At 60.0% G+C, this 21,765-nt stretch carries 19 protein-coding genes and 1 pseudogene; 15 read left to right on the top strand and 5 right to left on the bottom strand.

Features of this window, described 5'->3' with window-relative positions; translation table 11 throughout:
• Positions 1–6: 6 nt before the first annotated feature.
• From NTD84_RS15480 to NTD84_RS15495, 4 genes are read left to right on the top strand one after another with little or no spacing between them, the layout of a single operon-like run.
• On the top strand, positions 7–1,578 hold the full coding sequence (locus NTD84_RS15480) for an ABC transporter substrate-binding protein (RefSeq protein WP_262167035.1): 1,572 nt from the start codon (positions 7–9) through the stop codon (positions 1,576–1,578).
• Positions 1,571–2,632, top strand: a complete 1,062-nt coding sequence (locus NTD84_RS15485; protein ID WP_262167037.1) for an ABC transporter permease — start codon at positions 1,571–1,573, stop codon at positions 2,630–2,632. Before NTD84_RS15480 ends, NTD84_RS15485 begins: the two co-directional genes overlap by 8 nt.
• A gap of 10 nt (positions 2,633–2,642) precedes the next feature.
• On the top strand, positions 2,643–3,488 hold the full coding sequence (locus NTD84_RS15490; RefSeq protein ID WP_262167040.1) for an ABC transporter permease: 846 nt from the start codon (positions 2,643–2,645) through the stop codon (positions 3,486–3,488).
• Positions 3,485–5,284, top strand: coding sequence for an ABC transporter ATP-binding protein (locus tag NTD84_RS15495; RefSeq protein WP_262167042.1), 1,800 nt, complete (start codon positions 3,485–3,487; stop codon positions 5,282–5,284). Before NTD84_RS15490 ends, NTD84_RS15495 begins: the two co-directional genes overlap by 4 nt.
• Before the next feature lie 58 nt (positions 5,285–5,342).
• Here the strand turns inward: NTD84_RS15495 and NTD84_RS15500 are convergent, their stop codons facing one another.
• Together NTD84_RS15500 and NTD84_RS15505 are read right to left on the bottom strand one after the other, a co-directional pair.
• The gene (locus tag NTD84_RS15500) at positions 5,343–5,744 is read right to left on the bottom strand and encodes a hypothetical protein (RefSeq protein ID WP_262167043.1); all 402 of its coding nucleotides are present in this window, start codon (positions 5,742–5,744) and stop codon (positions 5,343–5,345) included.
• A gap of 49 nt (positions 5,745–5,793) precedes the next feature.
• Positions 5,794–6,702: a LysR family transcriptional regulator gene (locus NTD84_RS15505; protein WP_262167045.1), complete on the bottom strand. Its 909-nt coding sequence runs from the start codon at positions 6,700–6,702 to the stop codon at positions 5,794–5,796.
• Positions 6,703–6,812: 110 nt separating this feature from the next.
• Here NTD84_RS15505 and NTD84_RS15510 point away from each other — a divergent pair, with 110 nt between their 5' ends.
• The 8 genes and pseudogenes from NTD84_RS15510 to NTD84_RS15545 all read left to right on the top strand — a co-directional run bounded on the left by NTD84_RS15510 (position 6,813) and on the right by NTD84_RS15545 (position 13,357).
• The gene (locus NTD84_RS15510; protein ID WP_262167046.1) at positions 6,813–7,874 is read left to right on the top strand and encodes an SDR family oxidoreductase; all 1,062 of its coding nucleotides are present in this window, start codon (positions 6,813–6,815) and stop codon (positions 7,872–7,874) included.
• Positions 7,875–7,929: 55 nt separating this feature from the next.
• Positions 7,930–8,118 (top strand): annotated as a pseudogene (locus NTD84_RS15515) (helix-turn-helix domain-containing protein); the annotation flags it as partial.
• Between the two features lie 283 nt (positions 8,119–8,401).
• On the top strand, positions 8,402–8,899 hold the full coding sequence (locus NTD84_RS15520; RefSeq protein ID WP_262167049.1) for a VPLPA-CTERM sorting domain-containing protein: 498 nt from the start codon (positions 8,402–8,404) through the stop codon (positions 8,897–8,899).
• Between the two features lie 95 nt (positions 8,900–8,994).
• Positions 8,995–9,249, top strand: coding sequence for a hypothetical protein (locus NTD84_RS15525; RefSeq protein ID WP_262167051.1), 255 nt, complete (start codon positions 8,995–8,997; stop codon positions 9,247–9,249).
• A 14-nt stretch (positions 9,250–9,263) separates the two neighbouring features.
• On the top strand, positions 9,264–9,821 hold the full coding sequence (locus NTD84_RS15530; RefSeq protein WP_262167053.1) for a polysaccharide biosynthesis/export family protein: 558 nt from the start codon (positions 9,264–9,266) through the stop codon (positions 9,819–9,821).
• 26 nt (positions 9,822–9,847) lie between these two features.
• On the top strand, positions 9,848–10,972 hold the full coding sequence (locus tag NTD84_RS15535; RefSeq protein ID WP_262167055.1) for a hypothetical protein: 1,125 nt from the start codon (positions 9,848–9,850) through the stop codon (positions 10,970–10,972).
• A gap of 21 nt (positions 10,973–10,993) precedes the next feature.
• Positions 10,994–12,556, top strand: coding sequence for a GumC family protein (locus tag NTD84_RS15540; protein WP_262167058.1), 1,563 nt, complete (start codon positions 10,994–10,996; stop codon positions 12,554–12,556).
• A 69-nt stretch (positions 12,557–12,625) separates the two neighbouring features.
• Entirely contained in the window at positions 12,626–13,357 is a 732-nt protein-coding gene (locus tag NTD84_RS15545; RefSeq protein ID WP_410017359.1) for a CpsD/CapB family tyrosine-protein kinase, read from the top strand.
• 44 nt (positions 13,358–13,401) lie between these two features.
• On the opposite strand, the gene galE is transcribed toward NTD84_RS15545, so the two are convergent.
• From galE to NTD84_RS15560, 3 genes are read right to left on the bottom strand one after another with little or no spacing between them, the layout of a single operon-like run.
• Complete coding sequence (galE, locus tag NTD84_RS15550; protein WP_262167061.1) at positions 13,402–14,379, bottom strand: UDP-glucose 4-epimerase GalE; 978 nt, start codon at positions 14,377–14,379, stop codon at positions 13,402–13,404.
• Between the two features lie 44 nt (positions 14,380–14,423).
• On the bottom strand, positions 14,424–17,039 hold the full coding sequence (locus tag NTD84_RS15555) for a cellulase family glycosylhydrolase (protein WP_262167064.1): 2,616 nt from the start codon (positions 17,037–17,039) through the stop codon (positions 14,424–14,426).
• A gap of 5 nt (positions 17,040–17,044) precedes the next feature.
• Positions 17,045–18,568, bottom strand: coding sequence for an O-antigen ligase family protein (locus NTD84_RS15560; RefSeq protein ID WP_262167067.1), 1,524 nt, complete (start codon positions 18,566–18,568; stop codon positions 17,045–17,047).
• Between the two features lie 98 nt (positions 18,569–18,666).
• Between NTD84_RS15560 and NTD84_RS15565 the strand changes: the two genes are divergently transcribed.
• The 3 genes from NTD84_RS15565 to NTD84_RS15575 are packed head-to-tail and all read left to right on the top strand — an operon-like array spanning position 18,667 to position 21,705.
• Positions 18,667–20,043, top strand: coding sequence for an oligosaccharide flippase family protein (locus NTD84_RS15565; protein WP_262167070.1), 1,377 nt, complete (start codon positions 18,667–18,669; stop codon positions 20,041–20,043).
• A gap of 25 nt (positions 20,044–20,068) precedes the next feature.
• Positions 20,069–20,266: a twin-arginine translocation signal domain-containing protein gene (locus NTD84_RS15570; RefSeq protein ID WP_262167072.1), complete on the top strand. Its 198-nt coding sequence runs from the start codon at positions 20,069–20,071 to the stop codon at positions 20,264–20,266.
• Positions 20,263–21,705 carry an FAD-dependent oxidoreductase gene (locus NTD84_RS15575; protein ID WP_262167074.1) on the top strand — a complete coding sequence of 481 codons (1,443 nt, stop codon included), beginning with the start codon at positions 20,263–20,265 and terminating at the stop codon, positions 21,703–21,705. Before NTD84_RS15570 ends, NTD84_RS15575 begins: the two co-directional genes overlap by 4 nt.
• Positions 21,706–21,765 lie beyond the last annotated feature (60 nt).

Raw genomic sequence — 21,765 nt, forward strand, 5'->3', positions numbered from 1 at the left:
GGTCACATGAGCGAGGTAATTTCCCGGCGCCGGTTTCTCGGCAATGGCCTGGCCGTCGGTGGTGGCCTGTTGCTCGGCAGCAGCCTGCTCAGCGGTTGCGACAGCGGGGCGGCCGTCAGTGGCGCAGCGGCCTTGTCCAGCACCCCGGTGCGGGGCGGCCGTTTGCGGGTCGGAATCATCGATGGCGATCAGTCGGGCAACCTCGATGCGCACAAACCGGTGGGCGGCGGGATCATTCGCGGCTGGGCGCTGTACAGCAAGTTCTGGGAATGGAACCCCGACGTCAGCACACGCCTGGCCCTGGCGGAATTCGCCGAGCCCAACGCCGACGCCAGCGCCTGGACGATTCGTATCAAGCCGGGCCTGGAATTCCACCACGGCAAGAGCATCGGCGCCGATGACATGCTGTTCTCGATCCTGCGCCTGACCGACCCGAAACTGGCCTCGCCGTTTGCCGGCCTGGTGGGCGCGATTGACCGCAACGCGCTGCGCAAACTGGATGCGCGCACCATTGAGATTCGCTTCAAGGAAGGCCAGAGCTTCTTCCCGCTGGATGAAACCCTGATCAGTTTCGGCGGCATCGTCCCTACCGATTACGACCCGATCAGCAACCCGGTCGGCGCCGGCCCGTACAAGCTCAAAAGCTTCATTCCCGGCCAGCGCTCGCTCTATCAACGCTTCGAGAATTACTACAAACCTGGCCAGCCTTACGCCGACGAACTGGAAATCATCGAATTCAAGGACCAGGTGTCGCGCGCAGCCGCCTTGCGCGCCGGGCAGATCGACGTCGCAAGTGGCGTGCAGGCCGAACACAGCGCGCTGCTCAAGGCCGATTCGCGACTCAGGCTCTACGCGTCACCCAGTACCTCTTTCACCGGGTTCAACCTCAACCTGGCCAAGGCGCCGTTCCAGGATCAACGGGTGCGCGAGGCCTTTCGCCTGTTGGCCGACCGGAAAGAGTTAGTCGATCGCGGCCTCAACGGTTTCGGGCGCATCGCCAACGACCTGTATTCTCCCCATGATCCCACGTACAACCACGCCATCACGCAGCGGCCCTATGACCTGGAACAAGCGCGTTCGCTGTTGCGCCAGGCCGGGCAAACCGACCTGCGGGTGGAGCTGACCACCACACCGGGGCCGGGGGTGAACGCGGCGCTAGTGTTTGCGCAACAGGCGAAAAAAGCGGGCGTCGAGATCAAGGTGACCCAGGTCGACGGCTCGGTGTTCAACGGTCCGCAACGGGAAAACTGGCTGCTGTCGCCGGGCTCGACCCCGGCCCGGGGTTTCCTCGCCTCGGCGCTGCACAACGATGCGCCACAAGCCATCTACAACCGCAGCAACTTCCATGACGAGCGCTTCAGCGCGTTGTATCGCCAGGCCCTGGCGCAACCGGATCTGGCGCAGCGCAAAGTGCTGGTGCATGAAGCGCAAAGCATCCAACACGCCCGCGGCGGCCTGCTGATCTGGGGCTTCAACGATGTGCTGGACGCGGCTTCGGTGCGTGTGGGTGGGCTGCAACCGGAACAGACCACTTTTGCCTCCTGGCGTTTTGATGAACTGTGGGTGAACCATGCCTGAGTCGTCCTGCAAAGAACCGCGCACGCCGGCCTGGCTGTCCTGGTTTATCGGGCGACTGGGTTACGGCCTGCTCACCGCGTGGGTCATCAGCCTGGTGGTGTTCATCGCCACCCAGGCACTGCCCTCGGACCCGGCCCGGGTCATCCTCGGTCCCGACGCGCCGCTGGAAAGCATCCTCACCCTGCAACGCCAGTTGGGCCTGGACCGGCCAATTCTCGAGCAATACCTGCGCTGGCTCGGCCATGCCCTGAGTGGCGAACTTGGGGTTTCCCTCGACTCCAACGCGCCGGTCGGCAGCCTCCTGTTCGGCCGTTTCGGCTACACCCTGGCGTTGCTCGCCGGGGTGATCGCCGTGGTGGTGCCGACGGCGTTGTTGCTCGGGGTTTCCCTGGCGTTGCGACGTGACAGCCGCCTGGATCGCTGGAGCCTGTCGCTGCTGATTTTCCTCAAGGCCACGCCGGGTTTTCTGTTGGCCATCGGCCTGGTGTTGCTGTTTTCCATGCCGCACATGGACCTGTTGCCCGCCGTGTCGATCCTCGACCCGGACAAATCGCTGCTGCGCCAGTTGCAGTTTCTGGTGCTGCCGGTGCTGGCCTTGAGCCTGTCGGCATTGCCGTACCTGACCCGTATGGTGCGGGCCTCGATGATCGAGGCGCTGGAATCCGACTACGTCATTGCCGCGCGCCTGAGAGGAATTCCAGAGTGGCGCATCGTCTGGCGCCACACGCTGCCCAACGCGCTGATCCCGGCGATCCAGGGCGTGGCGCTGACCCTGCGTACGCTGATCGGCGGCGCACTGCTGGCCGAGGTGATTTTCAGTTACCCCGGGATCGGCACGTCGCTCAATTCGGCGATCCAGATGCGCGATCTGCCAATGGTCCAGGCCATCGTCCTGGTGATCACCCTGGGCGTGGTGCTGATCAACCTGTTCGCCGACCTGCTGACCGTGTTGCTCACCCCGAAACTGCGCACGGCACGCCGGGTGACCATGATCCAGCGCAACCGCCGGGGCATCCAGCCGTGGTGGCGGCGCTCCCCATCCAAGGCACCTTGAGAGGTGATGCATGACTGACTTCCGACGTTCGCGCTGGCAGGTTTGGCTGGCGGAACCGCAAACCCGCAAGGGCGCTGTGATCACCCTGTTGGTGATCGTGCTGGCACTGCTTGGGCCGTGGCTGGCACCCCACAGTCCTACGGAAATGCTGGGTTCCGTGTATGGCGCGCCGGTTGGCGCCGCACTACTGGGTTATGACTTTCTCGGCCACGACGTGGTCTCGCGGTTGCTCAGCGGCGGCCTGTCGGTGTTGTGGATGTCCGTGGCGGCGGCCTCGCTCGCCTTGCTGGCCGGCAGCACGCTGGGGCTGCTGGCGGGATTTTCCCGGCGCCGGCTGGATCAACTGATCACCTGGCTGGCGGATGTGTCACTGGCTTTTCCCGATCTGATCCTGGTGCTGTTGATCGTCTCCATGCTCGGCCGCGCGCCCTGGTTGATCGTGCTGACCGTGGCTATCGCCTTCACCCCCGGGGTGATTCGCCTGGCCCGTGGCAGCGCCGTGGCGGTGGCGGGGCAGGAGTTCGTCGAGGCGGCGCAGATGATGGGGTATTCGCGACGGCGGATTCTGTTCCGGGAGATTCTGCCGAACATCCTCACGCCGCTGCTGGTGCACTTCGGCAACATGCTGACCTGGGGCGTGGGCATGCTGTCAGGGCTGAGTTTTCTCGGCTACGGCGTGGCGCCACCGACCGCCGACTGGGGGCTGATGATCAATGAAAACCAGGCCGGCTTGCTGGTGCAGCCGTGGGCGGTACTGGCGCCGGCGATCCTGATCGGCATCTTCGCCTATGGCACCAATATCCTGGCCGAAGGCATCGGCCGCAGCAGTTCACGGATCGGAGAAAAACAGCCATGAATGCGATTGCCGGGATCGAGTCGCGTCACTCGGTGAGCACTGCCGCCGTGTTGCAGGTTCGGGATTTGCGGGTCGAGTTGGCGGGCCAGATCGATGTGCTGTCCGGGGTGTCGTTCAGTCTGGAGGCGGGCGAGATCGTGGGTCTGGTCGGCGAGTCTGGCTCCGGCAAGACTACTCTGGCCACTGCGCTGCTCGCCCATGCACGGCGCGGCGCGCGAATTGTCGGCGGGCAGGTCGAGGTGTCCGGGCATTCATTGCTGGCGCTGCAGGGCGAAGCGCTGCGCCGGGCCCGTGGCAGCCTGATCGGCTACGTCGCGCAGGACCCGGCGACGGCACTGAACCCGGCGCTGCGCATCGGCAGTCTGCTGCGCGAAACCCTGGCGGCGCATCAGGTTGAACTGGACCGTGCGGCGCAGCAGCAACGCATCGTCGACACCTTGCGCGACGTCGGCCTGCCGGACGATCCGGCGTTCCAGCGACGCTTTCCCCATCAGTTGTCCGGTGGGCAGCAGCAGCGGGTAATGCTGGCGCTGGCGTTCGTCCTGCGCCCGCAGTTGATCGTGCTCGATGAACCGACCACGGCGCTGGACGTCACCACTCAGGCGCATATCCTCGCGACGCTGCGCCGGTTGTGCAAAAGCCTGGGGGTGGCGGCGGTGTACGTGTCCCACGACCTGGCGGTGATCAAGGACCTGGTGGATCGGGTGATGGTGATGTACGCCGGGCGCATCGTCGAAGTCGCCGAGCGTGAGGCACTGTTTCATCAACCGGCTCATCCCTATACCCGAGGGTTGCTAGCGGCGATTCCGGATGTTGCGCAGCGTCGTGATTTGCAGGCGATTGCGGGGCATGCGCCGGCACTGGGTCAGCGCCCGCACGGCTGTGCCTTTGCGCCCCGATGCTCGCGCCGCGCCGCGGAATGCTCGCAGGCAGAACCGGTGTTGCAGGACCTGTCTGCGGCGCAGCGCGTGGCGTGCCTTGATCCACATCGTCAGGCGTTGCAGTTGATTGCCCAGGCGCCGCCGCGTGTCGGTGATGTGATGGAGCGCGCGCCATTGCTCGAGATCAAGGACCTGAACGTGGCCTATGACCGCCAGGTGCTGTTCGATGTTTCCCTGCGCGTGGGTGCCGGAGAATGCCTGGCGCTGGTGGGCGAGTCCGGTTCGGGCAAAACCAGCCTGGCCCGCGCCATCGCCGGGCTGGGAGAAAATGCCGAAGGCGATTTGCAGTATGCGGGCGCGCCGCTGAGCCTGTCGGCCCGCCAGCGTAACGGCGGGCAACGGCATCAGATTCAGTACATCTTCCAGAACCCGTATCGGGCGCTGAACCCGCGGCAGACGGTTTACCAGACTTTGAGCGCGCCGCTGGAACACTTTTTCGGCATCAAGGGCGAAGTCGCACGGCAGCGCGTGGAGAGTGTGCTCCAGCGGGTTTCCCTTCCGGCGTCCGTGGCCGAACTGTATCCCCACAGCCTCTCCGGCGGCGAGCGCCAGCGTGTGGCGATTGCCCGAGCGCTGGTGTGTGAACCGAAACTGCTGATCTGCGATGAGATCACCTCGGCGCTGGACGTCTCGGTGCAGGCATCGATCCTGGCGCTGTTGCGCCAATTGCAGCTCGAAGGGCTGACGTTGTTGTTCGTCACCCACGACCTCGGCGTGGTGCGTGCAGTTGCCGACAGGGTGTTGGTGTTGAAGCTGGGGAGGGTGGTGGAGCAGGGGGCGGTGGACGCCGTGCTGGACCAGCCGCAAGCGGCCTATACGCGGACGTTGCTGGAGAACTCGCCGACGTTGGGCTGAGGCCTATCGCGGCTATCGCCGCATCGCCAGCAAGCTTGCTCCTGCAGGTGTTTATGCTTCAGGCATCCCGCAACAGGTCGTTCGCGTTCAGCAGTTCGTAGGCAATTTCCGGGCGTTTCTCCAGCCCGCGGCGGATGGCGGTCGGGATGGCCTGGCGGGTTTTGCGGCACAGGCCCGGCAGTTCGCCGATGGTGATGGAAATGCCGCGCATGGTGCGGACTTCATTGAAACCGGGGGCGATCTCTACCCGGATACCCAACTGCTCATACATCCGCTGCTGCAGTCGCTCGAGGTCGCTGAGGCTCTGGAGATTTTCCAGGCGGTCGAGCAGGCGTTTTTCTTCGTTGCGGGTCAGAAACAGGATGCGCAGGTCCGCGCCCGGGGTTTCCAGCAGCGGGTCACGCTCGCAGATGCAGGCACCGGGCGGGCAAGGTTGGCGGATCGGCAGCGAGGTTGTCATGGGCCCAATCATAGAGCGCCCCGCTCGGATTTGCCCACAGTGTTATCCATCAGCGGCGGCCGGTCGCCATTTCAACGGGATGGGCCGCTATCCACTCTTTAAGGTGCGCGATGAAGCTGCTCACCGGCGGGGCGATGTTGGCTCTGGAGGGGTACACCGCATAGATGCCGCTCGGCGGTCCGATCGTCCAGTCGGCAAGGGCCTCTACCAGTTTCCCGGAGCGCAGGTCATCGGCCACATGCCAGTCCGCCAGCAAGGCCACGCCATGTCCGTCGACTGCCATCTGCCTGACCACCTCGCCCATGCTGGATTCGAACCGGCTGCGTATCCTGAAGGTTTTCTCAACGCCGTTGCGGGCCAGCGTCCAGCGATTCTCCTTGCCGATGATCAGCCCGTCGTAATCAGACAACTCCTTCGGCGAGGCAGGCATACCGTTTTGTTCCCAATAGCGCGGTGAGGCGCAGATCAACCGGCGTGAAGGGGAAACCCGCTGTGCAATCAGGGTCGAATCGGCCATGACACCGTGACGAATGGCAAGGTCGATGCCTTCGGCGACCAGATCAACCGTCCGGTCGGTCGGGTCGAGTTCCACCACCACCTTCGGGTAGTGAATGAGGTAACTGCTGATGACGCTCGACAAGTACCCCGGCGCAAACGACGCGGAGGCGGTGATGCGTAAGCGTCCGGTGATTTCAGTGGCGTCGGACAAGCCTCGCTCGGCTTCCTGGACGCTGGCGAGAATGGCCTGGGCATCTTGATAAAAGGTCTGGCCGTCCGTCGTAGCGCTCAATTTGCGCGTCGTGCGATTGAACAGGCGCCGGCCGACGCGATCTTCGAGGGCGAGAAGGCGCTTGCTGCCGCCTGCGGCCGTCATTCCGAGGCGTGCAGACGCTGCCCGAATGGAGCCTTCCTCAAAAACAGCCACGAACAGGCGCAGTTCGTCGATGGAATCCAGCATTTGATTAACAACCATTGGGACCGAAAGATTCAATAACTATCGCCTATTGCTTTCATTTTTTCGATGATAGTTTTCAGTCACTTCTTTTACAGTTCACTGAGGGTCACGTCATGGGTACTAAACATGTAGCGCTGGTAGTCGGATCGAGCGGCATTATCGGCAGTGCGCTGGTGGAGGCGCTGGTCAGTTCTGCGGACTGGACAGTGCGAGCCTTGCGCAAGACGTCCGTGGCGGGCGTCCAAACAATCGACTGTGATCTGAGCGATCCACAGGGGACCCAGGCTGCACTGGTCGCGGCGGCCGACACCACGCACGTGTTCTACGCCGCGTTGCAAGCCGACCCGGATCTGGCGCGCGAGTCTGAGCTCAATGCGGCCATGCTGCGCAACGTACTCGACGGCTTGAAAGCGGCAGGCGCTGCGCTGAAGCGGGTGGTGCACTACCAGGGCGCCAAGGTCTATGGCGTTCATCTGGGCGCCGCGGTTGCGCCTTTTTATGAGGACGACCCGCGCCATATCGCGCCGAACTTCTACTTCGCACAGGAGGATGTGCTGCGCGAGCGTCAGGTCAGCGAAGGGCTTGAATGGACCATCCTGCGCCCGGACGTGGTGATCGGCGATATCGCCGGCAACCCGATGAACATTGCGATGGTGATTGCGGTGTTCGCGGCGCTCAGCAAAGAGGCCGGTGTGCCGCTGCGTTTTCCGGGCACCATGCGCACCTACCGCGAGGTGGTCGCGCAATTCACCGACGCCCATTGGCTCGCTCGTGCCAGCTTGTGGGCCGCGCTGGCACCGACGGCGCGTAATGAGGCATTCAATCTGGTGGGCGAACCGTTTCGTTGGGAGCGCATCTGGGGCAAAGTCGCCGAGGCGCTGGGCATGCAGGTCGCGCCACCCCAACCATTTCCCCTTGCCAGGCACATGCCGGGTAAGGCCGAGGAGTGGGCGCGCCTGGTCCAGGCCCATGGTCTGGACACCTTGCCTTACAGCAAACTGGTGGGCTGGCCATTCGGTGATTTCATCTTCAATACCGAGTTCGACATGATCTCCGACATGAACAAGATTCGGCGGGCCGGGTTTACCGAAGTCGTCAACAACGAAGAGATCATCATCGAAGCGCTGAAGCGGCTTGCGCAGAAGGGCGTTGTTCCCGACTTCCGCGCCGGCTGAATACCGCGCCCCCTGGCGGACTCACCCTTGGCACGCTCCTTGAATCTAATCCATGATCTCCAGGGCCAGTTTTGCCGAACGCTTTCGCCAGGTAGTGGGCCAGACCCCGCGTGATTACCTGGTGAGCTGGCGCATCAGTCTGGCGCATGAAGTGGGCTATGAAAGCCCCTCGGCGCGGGCTCGGGCATTTCGGCGCAAGACTGGAGTCAGTTCACGGAAATGGATCCAAGGCGATAAGCATTGATGGTTTTTTGTCACTGGTCTCGCGACGAATGGTAGGGGTAGGTTTTGGGCCAATGAACACGGGGTTTTTACCCGGTTTCAGACCCTTCAAGGCAGATAGAAATTCATGGAATGAAGGGCTTTTGCTGTCATTATTTTGACGTCACTCTCCTTAAATTTTTATTTTTATTTATTGTCGTGACAGAGCATTGACGTAATGGCGATGTGCTTATACGATCCAACCAGCTGGGTAACGAATCCTTCATTCGATATCAGATAAACCCTGTGTGCAGGGAGGCGGTCACATGCGTTCGTCAGTTCTCCTCAAGTCCGTTTTGTTTTGTGTGCTCTTTAATGGTGCAGCCATCGCTGGCGCCCAGGCGAGCAATTTGGCCCATGAAATTAACCGGATAGGCAATTCTTGTGAGGGGTCTGCGCCAGAAGTGGGCATGGCCGTCGAAGAGCAGGGTGGCGCACCTTATACAGTCGGTAGCGGTCTTGGCGCACCAACTTCCGTGAGCGATGTTTACTTCACTGATACTACAAAAGATCAACTCAACAGCCTTGTCGCCTCTGCCGCCAAGGGGAGCGCTTCCGTCAATAGTTCTTCATGTGACGGATTAATGGCGCAACTTGCGACTGAAAAGTTCACTGCCGATTTAGATGCTCAAAGTAAAGTATTGAGTGGTGGCGCTGATGCGTTCACCAGTCAGCCGAACGCAGTCCCGCTGCCTGCTGCAGCCTGGCTGTTTTCGTCCGCATTATTTGGTTTCGTCGTGGTGGCTAACCGGCGGAAAGTGTAGCGAGCTATTGTTTTTTGCGAATGCTTAGATGTGGCGTAATGACACTAGTAAGTGATAGCAGTTGTTGCGTTAGTGGTTGGCGATGTATTAGCTGAATGAAGGCTCTGTTGAATAGAGCGCTGTTAATTTGGCAAACAGGCATCGGAGGCAGCATGTTTACTTACGCGTCGTTGTTTAACCAGGAACTTCCTTCCCGAGAGGTCGCTTTTCAGGTAACTGATACGTTGGGACGACGAAAAATGGCCGCCGCCAGCCGTGAAAAAACGCTCCTTGAGCGTTTCCTCGACATGAAAATGAGCGCGCGTGATTTGCCCTCGTTTTTATGTGAAACTCTTGGCAAGGCTACTTAGGCGGAGGGATCCCGATGTTGCGTTTCTTGTTACCTGTGGTTTGCGCGCTGGCAGCTCTGCCCAGCATTTCCAATGCCGTCGCAAGCGATGCGACGTATCTGCTGAGCCCGGGCGATAACCTCACGGTTTCTGTCTGGGGCGAAGACAAGCTCAAACAGGATGTCCGCGTCCTTCCCGATGGCAGCATCACCTTCCCGCTGGCCGGGCAGGTCAATGTGGCAGGGCTCGATGCTACTGCGGTCGCGAAGCAAATCGCTACCAAGCTCGAGGCGTTCATTCCGGATCCGCAGGTCAGCGTTGTCGTCACCGGCACCGAAGGCAATCTGGTCTACGTTCAAGGCAAAGTGCTGAAGCCCGGCACCGTGCACATGTCTGGTCAAACGTCGGTGCTGCAGGTATTGAGCATGGCGGGCGGGCTCGACAAATTCGCCGACAAGGATGACATCAAGGTCGTGCGTCTCAATGGCACCAAGCAGCAGATCCTGCGCGTCGACTACAGCAAGTTGATGTCCGGCGATGACATGACCACCAACTTTCTGCTGAAGGCCGGCGATACGCTGGTTGTGCCTTAGCCTTGCGCGATGCATGGGGAGTTGCCTTGCTTGCGCTGCGAACGACCGGGGTTGCCACTGCCGTCCTGATCTTTCCCTGTTCCGGTATCGCTTATGCCGCCACCTGGAGTTCATCGGTTTCGGTGCCATCGACTGTCGAATACGACAGCAATCCGACGCTGCTGAGCCGTAATGAGAAAGGCGTGACGCGTTACATCATCGCGCCGAACCTGAACCTCGTCGGCACTTCCGGGCCGGATGAGTACCAGGTCGGTCTCGGCGTCAATGTCGTGCGGTCGTCTGATACCAATATCGTTTCGAATCGCGAGGATCCACGGCTGAAGTTCGGCTGGCAGCGCGAAACCGAAACCGGTGCATTTGGCTTGACCGCCCGATACGAAGAAAGCTCGACGCTTTCCTCGACGGTTCAGGACACCGGCGTCGTTTCCCCCGATGCCACGCAAACGCTGTATGGGCTCGCCGGCAACTGGCGTACCGCCCTCAGTGAGCGCAGCACGCTGCTGAACGAGACCGAGTTCAACCATGTCACTTACGATATCAATTCGCTGACGGACTACGACGAACTGTCGAACCGCTTGAGCTATACCTATGCATGGAGTGATCGCATGGAGCTGTTCACGCGCCTGGGGCTGAAGCGTTATGAGCCGGATACGGGGTCGACGGGATCGACGGTGGGCTCCTCGAACAGCTATACCCCTGATATTGGCATGAACTACCAATTCTCCGACCGGTTCAGAGGCTCGGTGTACGTGGGGGCCAACGAAATCTCCGGCACGAACAGCGGTCCCAGCGCCCAGGGTGGTTTGACCTTGAACTACAGCGGGGACCGCGTTGAAGCCAGCATCGATGCCGGTCGTACCACGCTCGCCAGCGGTGACGGCGGTTTTGTCGAGGTGGATAGCGTCAGGGGTTCCTGGAGTTACCTGGTCGATGAGACCCGACGCACCGGGATTGATGCCTCCTGGCAAGACACCAAGGGCCAGACACCCAACACGCTGAACAATTACAGTGCCTGGTTTGATCAGGAGCTCTCGCCTTTTTGGATTGCGCGCCTATCCTACACGTACAAACAACGCCAGCAAGTTGGCTTGCCGGATGCCACTGCAAACGTCGTCGGGCTGACGCTGACTTATAGTTATCCCGGTCTCTGAAAAATCTGCTGCGTGAGAAATATGGCCTCTGAATACGAAATGTCGGTTAACGACTACATTGCAATCATCAAGCACCATGCCCTGCTGATCATCCTGAGTTTCGTGGCGATCCTCGGCGTGTGTGTGGCGGTCGCACTTTCTCTCCCGCCTACTTACGAATCGTCCGGTACGATCCTGATCGAGTCGCAGCAGATCTCGCCTGAGCTGGTCGCGGCGAACAACAACACCTTTGCCGATGAGCGCATCGAAGTCATTCGCCAGCGTGTGATGACCCGCGAGAACCTGATCGCGATCATCGACAAATACAACCTGTTCAATTCGCAAGGCCGGCAGTTGAGCGTTTCCGAAAAGGTCGAGGAGATGCGCAATGCGATTGCGGTCACCTTGGTCAGCGCCGCGGTCAAGGGTCGCGGGGAAGTCACGATTGCATTCAATCTGTCTTTTGAGCACCGGCAGCCAGAGATTGCCAACAAAGTGGCGAATGAGCTGGTAACGCTGTTCCTGAATGAGAACATCAGGCAGCGGACCGAGCGCGCTACTGAAAACACCGAGTTCGTCAAGCAGGAGGCGGACAAGCTCGAGGTGGCCCTGAATGCCCAGGACAATCTCGTGGCGGACTACAAGCAGAAGCACAGCGACGCGTTGCCCGAGCATCAAGAGCTGCGCATGAACATGTTGTCGCGCGCCGAAACCGAACTCAAAGAAGTCGAGCGTGACTACAAGGCTGCGCGTGAGGACTTGCGCTTCAACCAGTTGGAGCTGACTTCTGCCAATGCCGGTATAGCGACCAAGCCGGGTGCGGCGGCGACCAATGATCAACCGCAGGACCTGGCCAGTCTCAAGGCGGAGTATGCCCGTCTGCTGACGCTGTACACCGAGGCCCACCCCGATGTGCGTGCGGTGAAACGCAAGATTGCGGCACTTGAGGCAACCAACGCATCGGCGGGAAGTGCGGCCGCTCCGGTCAACATGGATGTGGCGAAGGCTCAGGCGCAGATCGCCGCGACCAACGGCCGTATCCAGTCGCTGGCCGATCAGAAGCAGCAGATACTGAAGAAAATATCCGAATACGAAGCGCAGATCATCGAAACGCCACAAGTCGAGCGTGGCCTGATCACGCTGATGCGCGACCATGAGAACGCGAAAAAGAAATACGAGGAAATGCGCGCGAAGGAGATGAGTGCGAGAATTTCCGAAAGCCTGGAGCAGGAAAACAAGGCCGAGCGTTTTGTACTCCTCGAATCACCGCTGATGCCTGAGAAGCCAGTACGGCCGAATCGCAAGAAAGTGGTGGCCATGGGCTTCGTGCTTGCTCCGGTGGGCGCCGGCGCATTGGTCATGCTCCTGGAGATGTTGAGCCCACGCGTACGCGGTGCCGAAGCGCTGGCTAGTGTGCTGGGTAAACGTGTACTGGTGTCGATTCCGTACATTCACACCAGGGCGGAAATGGCGCGCCGCAAGCAGTGGCGAACGCGGTTGATCATCGGTGCGGTCGTGGTGATCACGATATTCCTGGTGCTCCTGCACTTCCTCTACATGCCCCTGGATCTTCTTTTGTTTAAGGCTCTGGGCCGGTTTGCCTAAGGAAATATAGCGATGGACATTATCAAGCCCGATGGCGATAAGGCCGAGCAGCCGATTTCGTCGAAGGCCATGACACCGACCGGGCAGTCGCCTGGTCTGAACGCGTTGAGTTATGTACAGACCAAGGTGGTGCCGTTGCGGCCCGATCACCTTGAGCGCAACCGTATTGTGGCCTACAACAAGAATTCGAACATGGGCGGGGCGTTCGATCTGCTGCGTACGCAGATTCTGAAAGCGATGGAAGAAAATGGCTGGCGCACGCTTGCCATCACCTCGCCGACGCCGGAGGCCGGCAAGACAGTGCTGGCCATCAACCTGGCAATGAGCATCGCGCATCACACCACCAAGACCGCGTTGCTGGTGGACTTCGACTTGCGTCGGCCGACAGTGGGCAAATGCCTGGGCCTGCCGATGGAGAAGTCACTCAATGAGCTGTTGAACGAAGAAGCGGAACTGCAGGATGTGTTGGTGAACCCGACCTTGCCGCGCTTCGTGGTGTTGCCGACACGCGAGCCGATTCCACTCTCCACCGAGGTGTTGTCATCGCCCGAGGTCAGTCATTTGATTTCTGACCTGCGCGAGCGCTACAGCTCGCGCATCGTGATTTTCGACCTGCCGCCGATCCTGAGTTCGGATGATGTGCTGACCGTCCTGCCAAAATTCGACTGCGTGTTGCTGGTGGTCGCCAACGGCAAGAACAGCAAGAAAGAGATCGAGGAGAGCCTGCATCATCTCGGCACGGCGAATCTGATCGGCACGGTGCTGAACAAGGCCGAGCCACAAAACCGCTCGTACTACTAGAGCGTCTTGCCCCGGCCCTGGGCGTTATACGCCCGCGCCGGCGGTCAGTGCCAGGGGTGCTTCTGCTCCCACGTCCAGGCGTGCGTCACAATCTGTTCCAGTGAGGCAAATTGCGGTTGCCAGCCGAGTACCGCATTGGCCCTTTTCGGGTCGGCGACCAAGCGTGGCGGATCGCCCGCGCGGCGCGGCGCGTCATTGACGGCAATCTCCTGGCCCGTCACCCGACGCGCCGTGTCTATCACCTGCTGTACGGAAAACCCTTGGCCATTACCGAGGTTGAACGCCGTGCTGACACCCCCCTCCAGCAGATACTCCACCGCCAGCGCGTGCGCCGCGACCAGATCGGCAACGTGCACGTAGTCGCGGACACACGTGCCGTCAGGCGTGTCGTAATCACGGCCATAGACCGTGATGGCGTCGCGTCGGCCGGAGGCCGCCTGCAGGATCAGCGGCAACAGGTGAGTTTCTGGTTCATGACGCTCGCCCAGCTGGCCTTCCGGATCTGCACCGGCCGCGTTGAAGTAGCGCAGGCAAACCGATTTAAGCCCGTAGGCGCGATCGAAATCCTCAAGCATCTGCTCCACCATCCACTTGCTGCGACCATAAGGGTTGATCGCAGCTTTGGGGTGGTCTTCGTCGATCGGCACGTACTGCGGGTCACCGTAGACGGCGGCGGTCGAGGAAAAAATGAAGTGCCTGACGTCGGCGCGAACCATGGCCTGCAGCAGCGTCAGCGTGGCCGCCAGGTTGTTCTGATAATACTTGGCCGGCTCGTTGACGGATTCGCCGACCTGTATGAACGAGGCGAAATGGAACACCGCATCGAAATGCCGTTCGGCGAACAAGGTGTCCAGGGCTTGCGCGTCGGCGATATCCAGCTCGACCAGTTTTCCACCCGTCAACGCGCTGCGATAGCCCGTGGAAAAGTTGTCGGCGATCACCAGGTCGTGACCGTCACGCAACAATTGTTTAACCATGTGCGAGCCGATGTAGCCGGCGCCACCTACCACCAGAAAATTCATCCCGTCCTCCTGGAAACCCTGTCGTTCATGCGCGGATTGTACCGTCAGCGCGTCGCATTTTTTCGCAAAAACAGCCATTGGGATGCTTCCAGGCTGTCGAGCTTGATTGTGTAGCGGCCATCGGCGTAGGTAGCGGGCAGCTTCTTCATTTGCGCCAGCGTGCCTTGGGCGAACAGCGTCAATCCCGGTGGAGCCTGAATCGTTAGCGTGCCTTCGAGCGGCTCGACATTGAACGGTGTTTTTTCGTCGTCTTTGGGGATCGCGCGGCTGCCCAGCGAAATCATCAGGTCCTGCGATTGACCCAGCGGCTTGTCGTTCAGGCTTTGCACCGCCACGCTCGCATTGGCCGTCGTTACGTTTATCTGGAGACTGCCCAAGCTGATCGACTGGCCGCCGATCCAGCCGGTGGCGACCTGAGTGCGCGGCGTATTGATGGTGTAAATGCCCTGTTTCCAGTTGCGCTTCAATTCACCGGTGTCGGTGGTGGACTCGCTGGCATTGGCGTCCAGCAGCGACTGGTTCGGGTCATGAAAGACTTGAGCATCACTGGCAATGGCGCCGGTTTGCAGCCAGGGCAGCTCCGGCGTCTGTGGCATGGCGATCTGCAACTTGCCTTTCTCCACCGCAGTGCGCAGCAAAGCCGAGTTGGCCGCTGTGATGGGTTGGTTGAACAGGGTGTCTGGCGTCGGTGCGAAGACATACGTCGTGCTGGCTTCACGCACGTCGCCGCGGCGATAGAGCAGGGCGGCGGCGGGCAGGGTGGCCAGCAGCGCAGGATCGTTATAGGCGTGCCAGTTGCCCGCCGTGACCCAGCCGCCGGACAGCGGTTCCTGGCTGTAGGCGTACTGCATCAAGGCGTCCCAGCCCTGGTGGCTGGCGGTGCCGGCGATATACAGCGGCAGTGAGTGACGGTCGGGCGTCGGAAACGGTTCGTTGTTCCACTCGGTGACGGTCAGCGGCTTGCCCGTGACCTGGCCGGCGGCAATCCAGTCGACGATGCCGGCGCTGGTGAGCGGGTTTTTCTCCAGTTGCCCAGGGCCGCCGTAGCTGTGCGTGTCGATCACGTCACCGGACGTCAGGGCCGGCAACGAGGCAAGGCCATCGAAGCCCCAGCTGCTGGTCGTGGCGATGGGCACTTTCACGCCCAAATCGCGCAGGCTTTGAATCATGTCCACGTTGAAGCGGCGCTCCAGATCATTGAGGAACAATTTGGAAGGGCCATATTCCCAGGCGCGCCAGGTTTTGTTCGCCGACAGGTTGTGCTGGTTGGCAAACGCTTCGGCTTCCGCCATGTAAAGCTTGCTGTGCTTTGGAACGTTCTTGTCTGGCAGCAGGGCGTTGCCGAAGTGATTGGTGATGTCGTTTTCGTTGGTGATCAGTACGGCGGCGATGGCCGGGTCGTCCTTGTAGGCGAGGCCTGTGTAAGGATTGACGTGGCTCAGATAGGCGGCCGCAAAGCGTTTCATCGCCTGCTGGATGGTGATGTTGACGTAGGCATAGCCCTTGAGATCGGCAGTACCCGCGCTGTTTTTCGGCATCTCGTCGAAGCCGAAGATATTGTCTTTTGCCGTAAAGGCGCGCTCGACATGCATATCGAGCCACACATAAATGCCTTCGTCCTTCAGTGCCTTGATCCACAAGTCGATTTTTTTCAGCGATTCCGCGTTGGGCTGCTGGGTGTCATGAGGGAGGGCGGGATCACCGAAGATGTTCGGGCTGACCCACGGTGAATCGTGGTGATGCAGGCGCACCAGATTGAAACCCAGTGCCGACAGGCGTTTGGCCTGCAACTTGATGTCGTCGTCCGGTGTGCGGAACAACGAATAGGCCGACATGTTGGTGCCCCAGAAGCGCGCGGGGGTGTTGTCGGCGAACAGCAGTCGTTCGCCCGACGCCTTAACGAAACCGCGCTTGCCAGCCGGTTTTTCGTCCGCGTTGAGGAAGGACAGATCGACCGGCGAGGTTTTCACGTCGAGCTTGTCATTCGGCCAGCTCTTCGGATCGCTCAGACCGAAACGTTCGTTGATGGTGGGGCCGAGTTCCACATCGCCGGAGAGGCTCAAGGTTGCCTTGATAGTCTGCTGGCCGGGCTTGATCGTGTCCTTATAGAAGAAGGCACGTATTTCGGACTTATCGCCCGGCTCGAAGTAAACCCTTTCCAGCGCCGGCTCGAAACGCATCTCGATGCGCCGACCCTGTGCATTGCCCCAGGCCCAGCCTTTGTTGTCGGGAAGCAGGACCGGCTCGCCCATGTCGCCCGGGAAAAGGGCTGGGTCGAAGTTGAAGACGACACCGCCGCCCATCACCCCCGACTTCGCGCTGTGTGCATCCAGGGCGAACTCCCAGGTCAGCTGCTGCTCGCCGTCCTTGTGGATTTTTGCAGCTAGGTCGAAGTCCAGCGCTTTGTTCTGTCCGGCGAGGGCATAGCTGTAGGGGGCGTTTATCTTCAGTTCGGTAGGGAAATAGGTCCAGCCCCAGTTGCTCTCGAAGAAAACGAATGAGGCAGCAACGACGGGGCTGCCGCCACGCGCCACCACTGGCAGGCCGCTTTGATCGTCGATCCTGGCGACCCAGTCAGACGCCGAAGCGCCAAGCGGCCACACGACGAAAGACAAAATGACCGGGAGCAGCAAACGGGTGCGGCGAAAAAAATTGACCATTAGGGTTACCGAAGTTGGAGGTGGGCGCTCGCAGCGACTGCCGTGGAGGTGTGCTTGAGGCGGCGCGTCATCTGGATATAGGCAACGCCCAGTCCGGCGACCGACCAATACACCACGGGGATGATCGTGATGCTGCTGACCGTGACGATGGTCACCAATATTCCGACGAGTGTCGCCAACAGCGCGCGCCCGAGTCGTCGTGTCTCATCGTCTTTGGGGAACGAGCGCATCGCCTTGCGGATGCCGAGCAGCACCGTGGCAAAAAAAGCCACGAAAAGCGTCAGCCCGACCAGGCCGAAAGACAGTGCCACGCCGATGTAGGTGTTGACGATATCGATGATGCCTTCACCCTGAATCATGGATTGCATTTCGGGCGTGTTGCGGTAATCGAAAGAGCCGAACAGCGGGTTGCGCTGGATGACGATAATGGCGTTGTCGAACAGGCGCTGACGGTAAGTGATGTTGTCCACGTCTACGCTGCCGATGAACGGCAGCAGGTCCAGCACTTTTTGCCCGCCCGGCACGATGGCCAGCAGCGGAAGCGCGAGCACGCCGGCGAGCGCCAGTAGCATGAGGCGTTTGAACGCCTGGCGGCCGGTGGCAATGTACATCATGAGCATGGCGGCTGCGCCGATCCAGGGGCCGCGCGACAGCGGCGCAAACAGACCGCCGGCGAGCAACAGGGCACCCAGGCGTCGTTGCATTTTGCTGCGGACACTCTCTTGCAGGAACAGGTAGAAACCGATCGCGGTGCTGATGACGAGCCCCAGCGCGATGGCCTGCCCGGTGGTGACGCTTGCGCGGAGCAAGCCGCCACGGTTCAGGTAGCTGGACATTTCCCAGTGCATGCCCATGGCGCCGATCAGCGCGCTGTAGAGCAGCCAGCTACGGGCAAATTCGAACATGCCGATCAGGGACATCACCATCGCTGCGAGGACAAAGCCCAGCAGGGCATCCTTGAAGTCGCTGAGGTTTTTCAGCGCCCGGCTGGCGACGTAGTACGGCAGGAAAACGTCGGTGAACAGGTAGAACGTCTGGCGCAACATATCGGTGACCGTGGTTTCGCGCAGTAAAAGCACGCTCGTCAGGATCAGATTGGCGGCGATCAGTTTGTCCGGCCAGGTCCGCCCGAACACCAGCGTGTCTGATTGCCTGCGCAGCGAGAAAAAAGCTGGAAGCAAGACGCACAAGGACAGCAGGCGAACATAGTTAAGGTCGATGAAGTAATTGATCACGCCAAAACCGGGGACCTGTGCCGAGGCGGGCGGGATCAGAAACAGCAGAAAGAAAAACAGCGTCGCAGGATTGCGCTCGCGCTTTCTCGCGATGGTCAATACCACGACTAAAACGGCCGCGTACACCCAGAAGCTTTGCGAGATAAACGCCAGAATGGTCAGCGCGAACCACAGATTGCGCCGACGAGTAAAGTCGTTTCGGGGGATCAGGTCTACCGCGGGGCGGCGTGCCATGAAAAAAACTACACCGGCAAGAACCAGGATGACGACTAACGCGCGAAAGTGCTCAGGCATGGATTGTCAGGCTTATTGATGAGTGAACGACAGATGCTAGTGGAATGGCCAAATGCGACTATAGTACCTTTCGTGCCATTGAGTCCGGGATTGTTGTTATGCCACCAGCTGATTTATCGCCACCGTTGAGCCTGCGCAGGCGAGCGATATCTGCCGGAGCATGGAATCTGGGGGCGCTGGTGACGTCTCAGGTCTTTCGTCTGGGCGGCAACCTGATCATGGCTCGCCTGCTGATGCCGGACATGTTCGGCATCATGGTCATCGCCACCACCGTTTCGGTGGTGCTGCACTTGCTGTCTGATGTCGGCTTGCGCCAGAACATTATCCAGAGTCCGCGCGGCGACGATCCGGCGTTTCTCAATACCGTATGGACCGTGCAAATCATTCGCGGTTTGATCCTGTTTGCCTCGACACTGCTGATCGCCGGTTTCGCCTGGTTCGCGCAAGTCATCAATTTGTGGTCGGCCAATTCCACCTATGCCGCGCCGGAGTTGCCATTGGTGCTGGCCGTGACCGGTTTTTCCGCGATCATCTATGGTTTTCAGTCGACCAAAGTCGACGTGGCTGTTCGCGACTTCCAGCAGAAAAAAGTCGTGCTCGCCGAGTTTGCCTCGCAGCTGGCCGGTTTGCTGATGATGTTGGTCATCGGCTATTTCAGCCGCTCTATCTGGTCGCTGGTGGGCGCCGGGCTGATCTCTGCCCTGGTCATGACGCTGCTCGGTCATTTCTGGTTTTCCGGACCGCCCAACCGTTTGCATTGGGATCGTCCAGCGCTTCAGGAGCTGGTTGTCTTCGGTCGCTGGATGCTGCTGTCTTCGGCGGTCGGCGTATTGGCCATGAACGGTGATCGCATCTGGTTCGGCGGCAGCATGTCGGCCAGCGAACTGGGGGTCTATTCGATTGCCGTGCTGATTCTCGGCGCCCTGCAACAGGGCATGCAACGGCTGGTGGGGGCCGTGGCCCTGCCGGCGTTTGGCGAGGCCGCGCGCACCAATGACACCGCCCGTCTACAGGCGTTGTATTACCGTTTCAAAATGGCATTCGACCTGGCCTCGCTGTTTCTCTGCGGCTTGTTCTGGACCGGCAGTCCGCTGCTGATTCACCTCTTGTACGATGAGCGCTACGCCGGTGCGGGCCACATGCTGTCAATTCTTTCACTGTCTTTTTTTACTTATCGCTTCGTAGTATCGCATCAGGCGTGGCTGGCGTTGGGACTCACCAAATACCAGGCCATGGATAACATCATTCGTGTCGTCTCGTTATGGGCGCTATTGCCTCTGCTGCTGGCGCTGGGTGGCGTGAACTATGCGATCTGGGGCGTCGCCCTGCATGCATTGCCGACGCTGGTGCTGGTGGTGTATGTCAATTGCAAAGTGGGTCTGTTCGATATCAAGCGTGAACTTGTCGTATTGCCGATGGTGCTGGTTGGGGCTTTGTGCGGTGAATTGATGGTGGGGCTGGTTAACGGGTTTTAACTTGTGTATCGGGGAGCTTTGAATCATGAATGAACTTGATTTGAATACTTCTGTGATCGACCGCAGAGGCTTCCTCCAGGCGGTTGCCCTGGTGAGTCTGGGAGGACTCATCTTTGGATTTTCAGAGGCCGTCGCCCGGCCTTCTGTCGTTAAAAAATCCGAGTACGTCGTCATTAACGGATGGGTGCTGCCTGCCCAACACTTTCGGCAAGAGCAAGCATGATAAAAGACTACGAATCGCAGAAAGAACTTCGCGACGGTTATGACTTTTGCATCATCGGCGCGGGGCCGGCCGGTATTACGCTGGCCCTGAAGCTGGCCGGCAACGGCCGGCATGTGCTGCTTATCGAGGGCGGGGGGCGCGAGTATTCGCCGACCTCGCAAGACCTCTATCAGTGTCCATCGACAGGTCTTGAAGTCTACGCCGAGGAAACCCGCCTGCGTTTTCTGGGCGGCACCTCCAATCACTGGGCCGGCCGTTGCCGTCCCTTCGAACCGTCCGACTTCAGCGTGGGCCCTCCGGTGCATTTGCCCGGTTGGCCGATCCCGTTTGCCGAGATCGAGCGGCATTTGCCGGAAGCCATGGCCATTGTGGACCTTCCACCGAACGCCGGCTTCAAGGCGATCAATCCTGCTCTGGACGGTGCCGACTTTGAAGCGGATCGTTTCCTGCTCAGCCCACCGACGCGATTTGCACAGAAATATGCCAAGGAACTCAATGAAACCGAGGGACTTGATGTCTTCATCAATTGCAACTGCGTCGATCTTGAATTCGACAGCAAGACCGGCCGCCTGGCGACTATCGTCGTCTCGGACTACAAACTGCATAAGGAGCGCGTGACGGCGAAGCAATTCATCCTGGCAACGGGCGCGATCGAGAATGCCCGGCAGTTGCTCAACAGTGAATCCCTGGCCGCGGGCGGCATCGTGACCAAGGATGGTTACGTTGGCAGGTGCTTCATGGAACACCTGAACGTCGAGCTCGGCACCTTCATCCTGAAAGAAGGGCAGGAAAAGGGGTCTCGCGAATATTTCACGACCGATGCCTTCGTGGCGGAGCACGGGTCGGGCAAAGGCAATGTGAGCGCCTCACTGGTGGCTGAAGTGAAATCCTACGGTCGAACCGCGGCGATCAAGAGCTTTTTCGAGAATCTGATCTGCGACGTGGGTGTGGAGAACAAGATCGAATTCATCACCAAGTTCGATTGTCCCGGAGATGGCGTGATCGGCACATTGATCGAACAGTTTCCCAACCCCGACAGCCGCCTCTCGTTGCTGGAAGAGAGGGATGCGCTAGGGGTGCGAAAGACCCACGTTCATTGGGAGCTGGCGCTTGCCGACCGAAATACCGTGAAAGTCATAGGGCTGGAAATGGCCAAGTGTTTTGCCGACACGGGACTGGGCCTGGTCAAGCTGGAACAGTGCGTGTATGACGTCGACGTGCCACTGAAGGTCAATCCCCATGCCCACCATATGGGCACTACCCGGATGGCCAGTTCGCCTGATTTCGGGGTAGTCGACGAGAACTGCAAAGTGTTCGGTGTAGAAAACCTGCATGTGGCGGGCAGCAGCGTTTTTTCTACCGGCGGTGCCTCCAATCCGACGATGCCTCTTCTGCAGCTTGCGCTCAGGTTGGCGGAGCATTTGAATAGCTTGAGTTAGTGGTTCTATCGTTTACTCGCGTAATGTAGTGGACTTGAATAGGCAGCCTCTGATTTCCAG

This window comes from Pseudomonas sp. 14P_8.1_Bac3 (genome assembly GCF_025466085.1).
In the GTDB taxonomy this organism is placed as follows: Bacteria; Pseudomonadota; Gammaproteobacteria; order Pseudomonadales; family Pseudomonadaceae; genus Aquipseudomonas.

What these genes read in the sequence shown, in the direction of transcription:
- NTD84_RS15565 (WP_262167070.1), top strand. Translation starts at nt 18,667, where the DNA reads ATGCCACCAGCTGATTTATCGCCACCGTTGAGCCTGCGCAGGCGAGCG.
- NTD84_RS15480 (WP_262167035.1), top strand. Translation starts at nt 7, where the DNA reads ATGAGCGAGGTAATTTCCCGGCGCCGGTTTCTCGGCAATGGCCTGGCC.
- NTD84_RS15520 (WP_262167049.1), top strand. Translation starts at nt 8,402, where the DNA reads ATGCGTTCGTCAGTTCTCCTCAAGTCCGTTTTGTTTTGTGTGCTCTTT.
- NTD84_RS15575 (WP_262167074.1), top strand. Translation starts at nt 20,263, where the DNA reads ATGATAAAAGACTACGAATCGCAGAAAGAACTTCGCGACGGTTATGAC.
- NTD84_RS15525 (WP_262167051.1), top strand. Translation starts at nt 8,995, where the DNA reads ATGAAGGCTCTGTTGAATAGAGCGCTGTTAATTTGGCAAACAGGCATC.
- NTD84_RS15540 (WP_262167058.1), top strand. Translation starts at nt 10,994, where the DNA reads ATGGCCTCTGAATACGAAATGTCGGTTAACGACTACATTGCAATCATC.
- NTD84_RS15560 (WP_262167067.1), bottom strand. Translation starts at nt 18,568, where the DNA reads ATGCCTGAGCACTTTCGCGCGTTAGTCGTCATCCTGGTTCTTGCCGGT.
- NTD84_RS15485 (WP_262167037.1), top strand. Translation starts at nt 1,571, where the DNA reads ATGCCTGAGTCGTCCTGCAAAGAACCGCGCACGCCGGCCTGGCTGTCC.
- NTD84_RS15495 (WP_262167042.1), top strand. Translation starts at nt 3,485, where the DNA reads ATGAATGCGATTGCCGGGATCGAGTCGCGTCACTCGGTGAGCACTGCC.
- NTD84_RS15500 (WP_262167043.1), bottom strand. Translation starts at nt 5,744, where the DNA reads ATGACAACCTCGCTGCCGATCCGCCAACCTTGCCCGCCCGGTGCCTGC.
- galE (WP_262167061.1), bottom strand. Translation starts at nt 14,379, where the DNA reads ATGAATTTTCTGGTGGTAGGTGGCGCCGGCTACATCGGCTCGCACATG.
- NTD84_RS15505 (WP_262167045.1), bottom strand. Translation starts at nt 6,702, where the DNA reads ATGCTGGATTCCATCGACGAACTGCGCCTGTTCGTGGCTGTTTTTGAG.
- NTD84_RS15530 (WP_262167053.1), top strand. Translation starts at nt 9,264, where the DNA reads ATGTTGCGTTTCTTGTTACCTGTGGTTTGCGCGCTGGCAGCTCTGCCC.
- NTD84_RS15490 (WP_262167040.1), top strand. Translation starts at nt 2,643, where the DNA reads ATGACTGACTTCCGACGTTCGCGCTGGCAGGTTTGGCTGGCGGAACCG.
- NTD84_RS15510 (WP_262167046.1), top strand. Translation starts at nt 6,813, where the DNA reads ATGGGTACTAAACATGTAGCGCTGGTAGTCGGATCGAGCGGCATTATC.
- NTD84_RS15545 (WP_410017359.1), top strand. Translation starts at nt 12,626, where the DNA reads ATGACACCGACCGGGCAGTCGCCTGGTCTGAACGCGTTGAGTTATGTA.
- NTD84_RS15570 (WP_262167072.1), top strand. Translation starts at nt 20,069, where the DNA reads ATGAATGAACTTGATTTGAATACTTCTGTGATCGACCGCAGAGGCTTC.
- NTD84_RS15555 (WP_262167064.1), bottom strand. Translation starts at nt 17,039, where the DNA reads ATGGTCAATTTTTTTCGCCGCACCCGTTTGCTGCTCCCGGTCATTTTG.